The organism is Planctomycetota bacterium, from assembly GCA_038746835.1.
In the GTDB taxonomy this organism is placed as follows: domain Bacteria; phylum Planctomycetota; class Phycisphaerae; order Tepidisphaerales; family Tepidisphaeraceae; genus JBCDKH01.
Map to the genome: position 1 here is coordinate 1 of JBCDKH010000215.1, position 5,828 is coordinate 5,828.

At 64.7% G+C, this 5,828-nt stretch carries 6 protein-coding genes and 1 pseudogene; 1 reads left to right on the top strand and 6 read right to left on the bottom strand.

Annotated features, from left to right (window positions below; translation table 11 throughout):
• Window positions 1–107: 107 nt before the first annotated feature.
• Complete coding sequence (locus AAGI46_15165) at window positions 108–776, bottom strand: hypothetical protein (protein ID MEM1013547.1); 669 nt, start codon at window positions 774–776, stop codon at window positions 108–110.
• A gap of 133 nt (window positions 777–909) precedes the next feature.
• On the opposite strand from AAGI46_15165, the gene AAGI46_15170 reads away from it, so the two are divergent.
• A complete protein-coding gene (locus tag AAGI46_15170) occupies window positions 910–1,890 on the top strand; it encodes a hypothetical protein (GenBank protein MEM1013548.1) in 981 nt (326 codons plus the stop codon).
• 26 nt (window positions 1,891–1,916) lie between these two features.
• Here the strand turns inward: AAGI46_15170 and AAGI46_15175 are convergent, their stop codons facing one another.
• From AAGI46_15175 to AAGI46_15195, 5 genes and pseudogenes are all read right to left on the bottom strand, one after another.
• Window positions 1,917–2,819, bottom strand: coding sequence for an aminotransferase class IV (locus AAGI46_15175; GenBank protein MEM1013549.1), 903 nt, complete (start codon window positions 2,817–2,819; stop codon window positions 1,917–1,919).
• 3 nt (window positions 2,820–2,822) lie between these two features.
• Window positions 2,823–3,695, bottom strand: coding sequence for a hypothetical protein (locus AAGI46_15180; protein MEM1013550.1), 873 nt, complete (start codon window positions 3,693–3,695; stop codon window positions 2,823–2,825).
• A gap of 198 nt (window positions 3,696–3,893) precedes the next feature.
• A complete protein-coding gene (locus AAGI46_15185; GenBank protein ID MEM1013551.1) occupies window positions 3,894–4,625 on the bottom strand; it encodes a hypothetical protein in 732 nt (243 codons plus the stop codon).
• A 541-nt stretch (window positions 4,626–5,166) separates the two neighbouring features.
• A complete protein-coding gene (locus tag AAGI46_15190; GenBank protein ID MEM1013552.1) occupies window positions 5,167–5,685 on the bottom strand; it encodes a hypothetical protein in 519 nt (172 codons plus the stop codon).
• A 16-nt stretch (window positions 5,686–5,701) separates the two neighbouring features.
• A pseudogene (locus AAGI46_15195) lies at window positions 5,702–5,828 on the bottom strand (winged helix-turn-helix domain-containing protein).

The following is a 5,828-nucleotide window of genomic DNA, read 5'->3' on the forward strand; positions in this document are numbered from 1 at the left end:
GGAGAAGGGCTGAAGGAGAAGGGCTGAAGGAGAAGGGCTGAAGGAGAAGGGCTGAAGGAGAAGGGCTGAAGGAGAAGGGCTGAAGGAGAAGGGCTGAAGGAGGAGGGTCAGAGGTCGAGTTGTTTGACGCGGAAGACGCCGGCCTGGTAGTCGGTCAGGACGACATCGGTGCCGGGTGCGATGGTGCCGTCGCGCGTGCGAGCGGGCAACTGATACAAATCGCCACCCGCGTCGCGGACGCTGATCGTCCCTGTTTTGGGCGAGACGGTAAAGACGACCGTTCCGCGCCTGCCGACGTAGCTGCTGCGGCGCTCGGCACTCGACTCGCTGAGCGGCATGTACCGCGCGATGAGCTGACTCGTCGTCGCCGTCACCACCAGAGCCAGCACCACCGCCAGCGGCAGCGATACCGCCACCGCCAACACGCCCATCGCGTCGCGGAGCAGTTGGTTGGTTGCGAAGCCGACGACGCCGAAGCTCAGCAGCAGGACCATCAGGACGATCGACAGCGGCACCTTCCCCACGCCGACCCACGTCAGCGAGTTCAAGATGCCCGACGGCGTGTCGCCGATGTCGGTGTCCACATCGATGTCCGGCTTCACGACGGCCGCATCGACACCGACGTCTGCATCAAAATCGACATCCGCGTCCAGATCGAGAACCACGTCCGCATCGACATCAAGGTCCGCGTCGACGTCCGCATCCCCGAACGTCCAGCCGGACAGCGAGTAAGCAAACAGGTACGCCAGTGCCAGCCCCAGCGGCACGAGGAACATCAGATTCTGCCAACCCAACAACCACTCGGCCGTCAACGTGCCCCTTTCGTCGTCGCATCACAGTAACGCGGCCGTCCTCGCGGCGAAAGCGCGACACCTCCGTCGGGCGGACGAATCGGGTACAACGTCCAACGTGGATTGGGTTTTCTGGGTGATCGGGGCGATCTTCGTCTTCATGTTCGTCATCGTGCCGACACTCATCGTGTCAGCCATGCGCTTCAACATGACTCGGCCATTCGTCCCGTTCGATGAGTGGAATGCGCCCTTCGCCCAGATCGCGGCCGAACAGGAACACGGCGACTGGCTCGTGCAGCAGGGCTACCGCCTCATCGGACGCGTTGCAGCGATCGAGCAGATTCCAAGTGTCACCATCTGTGTCACCGCCTACGAGCACGTCGCGTTCGGTCGCACGGCCGCCATTCTGCTCGCCTTTGCCGCGGCCGACGAGAAGCTCCTGCCATTGAGCGAGGCCGGACTGGCGATCAATCAGGAGGCACGACCCAACTCCACGGTGCTCGATATCTCGACCGCGTTCGCCGACGGTCTGGTCGTCAACACGCAGCGGACAACGGAGCCGGAGATGTTTCCGGACACCGACACGATCCGAAAGCGGCGATGGCTCGGCATTGACTTCGCGGACTTGCACCGCCTGCACCGGGCCTTCGAGACTGACGCTTTCTCCGAGCGACCGAAGGAGCGAGCGCAGCGGTGCCTTGCGAGCGAGCCACTGCCTCTGGACTCCCACCGCGGGGGGCTTTTGGAGATGACGGGCTACACGACGTCAGGCGCGCTCAAGCAGACCCATACCGGCGTCTACCGAGTGCCGTTCTTCAAGGGCATCGTCGCGGTCTGGTGGCAGCTCCCGCCGCTGAAGTATCTGGTGCCGTGGCGACGACGGCGAGCGACACAGGCCGCATTGGAGAAGCTCGTCGCGGACGCGTCAGACCGACGCGTCGAGGTTCACCGCAAAGTGGTGCGCCCGCTCGCGCCCGAGACAGAACGACTGCTCGAAGAACTTTACAGCGTGGAAGAGGCCGAACTGGTCGAGGAGGACAACCCACCGACCGACGACGCCGTCGCGGCGATGCGCAACTTCCTGGACGAGCAGAGCTAGGTCTTGCTTAAACGCAACCGAGCGATCTACAGCTCACCATCGATCAGCTCCGCGAAGCGCGCCATCAGGTTGCTGGTCACTGGCCCCGGCTGGCCGTCCGCGACCGCCTTCTGCTCCAGACGCGTCACCGGCACAACGCCCATGATGCTGTTGGTGACGAACACCTCGTCGGCAGCCAGCAGCCGATTCACGTCGATCGGCAGACGCTGAACCTTCCTCACCCCTTCTTGCTCCATGACCCACGCCCGAACCGTGCCCGGCAGGACGCACGACTTTGGGTACGGGCACGACCGCTTGACCGCCTCGTCCTTCAAGTCCCCATTCGTCGGCGGCGTGACGAGGGTGCCTTGCTCGACAATGAAGACGTTCGCGATGCTGCCGCACTGCAGGAAGTTGTGGACGTCGAACCACAACGACTCGCCCGCACCACGACGGGCCGCGTCGCGCAGGGCGGCGAACCGGCCGAAGTAGTCGAGCGTCTTGTGCCCGGCCTGGAGGTCGTACGGATTGAGCTTGTGCTCGCTGTTCAGCACGGCCGTCATGCCCTTGTCGCGATACTCCGCGGGCACCGGCGTCATCTCGCCGGCGGTCAGCAGGACGGTGGGGCGGTGGACCTCGCCGTGCAGCGGATCGCGCTCGGTCCGGCCGCGGGTGACGGTAAGACGCAGCCGGGCGTCGCTCAGACCGTTCGCCTCCAAGAGCGACGTCGCCGCCTTCGACAGCTCGTCGTCTTTGTACGTCAGCGGCACGTACAACGCCTCACACGACCGCCGAAGCCGCGCGAGATGGGCGTCGAGCATGAGCACGCGACCGCCGCTCGCCCGCATCGTCGTGAAAACCCCGGCCGCATGAAGGAACCCGCCGTCGCGCGGATCGATCCGCGCGTCGTCCTCCGAGACAAGTTCGCCGTCGAGCCAGACGCTGGGCATCGCTCACGGTAGACGACGGTTCAGGAACGCCAGTGCGGCCTCCCAGTCGCTCGCCGTCAGGTTGTGCTCGCCGGGCCGAATGCTGTACTCGGCACCGCTCACCTCCGCGCATCGCCGCTCCGCCTCGGGATCGGCCCACGCATCGTCGGCAGCGCTCCGCACCAAGACCGGCCGCGGGGCGACGCTCTTCAACAACGCGTCCTGATCGAACGGCAACTCGTCGTCCTTGCCGGCGTATCCATCGAACCGCCGACAGAACCAGTGCGGGAACTGCCGGGTGATGTCCGCGATCCGCTCGCCGGTCTTGCGCCGGAACAACGCCGCACCGCCACAGCCGGACTGGTTGCTGACGACCGCCGCGAACCGCTCGTCCCGGTACGCCGCGAGCAACGCCGCCTTCCCCATCCGGCTGTGCCCGAGCGCAACCACCCGCTCGACTCCTTCCAAGCCCAACACCCCGTCCGCCATCCGCGACAAGCCCCACGCCCACAACGCCAACGTCCGCGTCGCATCGTCCGCGTCATTGGACAGCCCGAGCAACGCATGCACGCCGTCCCGCCATCGCTCCGGATCGTCCGGCGCGAAGTCGTCCGCACGCGCCGTCGCCAGCCCCCAACCGGCCGCGTGGATCTGCTCGACCGGATACTGATGCCGATCGTTCCCGAACGTCTCTTCGTTCCCGCGGAAGTTCAGCACGACCACCACGCCTCTAGACGCCGCCGGCAACTCCACCCGCATCTGCACGTCCAACATCCGCCCGCCGTCCTCGATCGACAACACGCCATCCCGAAGCACCACCCCCTCCGGCTCCCGCGGCTCCCGCCCGTAGACGTGCCCGTCGAACCAATCCCGCTCCGTCATCGACTTCGTATCCATCAACCACTGTTCTAAGCGACCACCGGTCGCGGAAGCCGCCTGCTGAAACGCAAAGACGCAAAGAGGCAAAGACCGAGCAAAGAAGAGAGAAGGGGTCGGAACATCAGACCCAGCTCTCTTTCTGACCTTTGCTCGGCCTTTGCCCCCTTTGCGTCTTTGCGTTCAAAGCCAACGACCCACCCCCTCCCCGCGGCTTGATCAAGCCGCGATCTTCATCGGCGTCTCATCGACACTCCGCTCCGCATTCGGCAGGGCGGCACCGGTGCCGGCGAGGCGGACGCGTTGGGGCGTGGCGAACGGGCCGATCTCGTTGCGGCTGTTGATCCACCAGGCCGTCACCCAGACCGTCGCCGGCTCGACCAGCGAACCCATCGGCACCTCGACCGTCGTCTTGCCCGACAGGACTGCCTGATTCCACTGCGTGCTCGACGTCGGCGCCGTTTCGCTGACACTCGTCGCGACGGCCACCTGACGGATGCCGGCCGGCTTGCCGCGACGATCGGGATCGCTCGGCGACCGCACGATCACCTTGATTGCCGTCGGCGACACCGCCATCGCACTCACCAACGGTGCCTCCGTCGGCACCGGCGCGGGCGTCGGCGGATTGCTGCCACGCCGCGTCACGCCGATCTGCGCGAGGAGCGATTCAGGAACCAGCGGATTGTTCTTCACCGCCTGGATGAGCGATCGCAGGGTGGTGGTCATCTGATTGAACGCCACGTCTTTCAGGAAGACATTCCCCGGCGACCGCGTCATCGGATCACTCAACTTCGCGAGCGCATTGTGCGCCGCCGCGACGTCGGTCCCCAGCTGATTGACCTGGGCTTCTGTGAGATGCCACTCAACCTCGCGGCCATCGAACTTGTCGTTGACGTTGTTTGCAAACGCGAGGAGTTCGCTTTGCCCCTTGGGCAGTTCTTCGTTACTCATTGTTCTGAGTCCTACGAGTTCCGCGGGACGTGCTGCGACAACCGCTGCCGCTGCGACCCCGCACCGCCCGCTGCATCGACCCGGCAGGTTGGTCGGATGAAGAAGCGAACCAATTTTTGAAGCAACACACCACGTCCCGGAAAAAGCCCGTCACCAACACTGCACAGCGACCGGCACGTTATCGCCCCCGACCGTTGCTGCAGGTCCGATCACATCGCGTCTCAGAGACTGATATCCCCGCCCGAAGTTATCGCCGCCCGATCTCATCCGAGACGCGCCGGCATCCCGTCGCCTCACCCAGCACCCCCACGTCCGATTCGCCTGTCAGACAACACGCTGAAGGCCTCCGACACTCGCCGCAGGTGCCCTTCTTGAAGTCTCACGCGGTAAGGGCATTTCCACGAGGACACGCGCTCAACCGCGAGGCGGCGCAACCATTGACCTACACCGTCCGCCGAAGCGCCGCGCGCCTGCAGCTCGTTTCGAAGCACATGCGACACAACTCGCCCGATGCCAGCGGGGTGTTAAGAGATCCGACGCGTCACGTTTGCTTCTCGTCGTCGTCGCCATGAACCGTTGACAAGTGCTGCTTCGTCGCGGCTAGCAACGCTTCAAACTCGGCGTCGTCTTCGATGCCCGCCTGCCTGAAGAGTTCCCTTTGGACGGGAAGGAACTCTGGCTCCAGCGTCCCGAGGATCATCGCGCGCGAGACGAACGAGTAGAATTGCTTATGACCATTGCCGACGGCCGCCGCGAGATTCAGTGATGCTTTGACGACCGCACTCCAGACTTGCTCTCGCGGGTCCTTCTCGGCCAGCCCGACAGTTTCCATCAGCAGTCCCTCCGCTTGGACGAGCTTGTCACCGTCGGTCCGGCCAAGTTGCCCCGTACTGGTTATGAGGTTGACGAGCCCCTTGGCGAGTTCCTCTCGGATGGCGGGGACGTCGTCGTTGCGTCGCAGTTCCCGCAGTTCCTGGAGGAGGCCCATGGCTTCGTCGAGCCGCGTCGGGTCGGTACGGCCGACCTCGCCGACGTCGCTGGTGAGGTTGAAAAGCCCCATGGCGAGCTGTTCGCGGGTCCACAGTGCGGGTATCGACGTAGATGTCTCTGCCCCAAACTCGATCAAGCAAGGCTTCTCGGCTCCAGACCCGTCCAGGCTTTTCCATAAAAGTCGACAGCAGGCGAAATTCGGTCGGCCCTAAC